We start from the raw sequence: 612 nt of genomic DNA, 5'->3' as shown, positions 1-612 counted from the left end.
AGGAATAAGCTCCACACCCGGTTTGTAACGTTTGGCCGAGGCATTCAGTGCCAACTCCATCGCACTATCAGCAATCAACTCAAATTGCTGAGGCAGAGAGTTGATTTTCACTGGTAAGAAGTCCAGCAGTCGATTATCACCAAATGTCGCCAGACGAACTTGACTCATGAGCTCTGGCTTTTCAAGCATCACGTCTAGGACGCCTTCAAGCAACGTGTAGGAAGTCGTCACGATCGCATCAGGCAAACTGCCTGCTTGAACCCATTTATCCAGTACCTTTTTTCCCTCCTCACGAGAGAAGTGCAAACCGTAACCGACGGTCATTGCCGTATCGTCTTTTTGGCAGGCAGACCGAAAACCCAGTTCGCGCTCTTTCGACACTTGCAGATCTTGCAACGCACCAATCAAACCAATGGTTTTTATCTCTGGTGTCAGTACCGATTCCGTAAGCTCAAAAGCAGCATCAAAATCTTCACTGATAATGCAACAAAAATGCTCATCATCCATTGGACGGTCAAGTGCTATAACCGGAGTGCCCGAGTTTTGTAACTTGAGATAATACTCATTAGCCGATGGCATACCACTTGCGACAAACAGCGCGTCAATTCGGCG

Annotated in this window: 1 pseudogene; it reads right to left on the bottom strand. The window is 47.5% G+C overall.

Going from position 1 to position 612, the window contains the following annotated elements:
* A pseudogene (locus R7R78_RS27665) lies at positions 1–612 on the bottom strand (catabolite repressor/activator); the annotation flags it as partial.

The sequence above is a fragment of the Vibrio sp. 2134-1 genome (assembly GCF_033339495.1).
The sequence above is the reverse complement of the archived record's forward strand: the minus strand, read 5'-3'. Positions and strand labels throughout refer to the sequence as shown.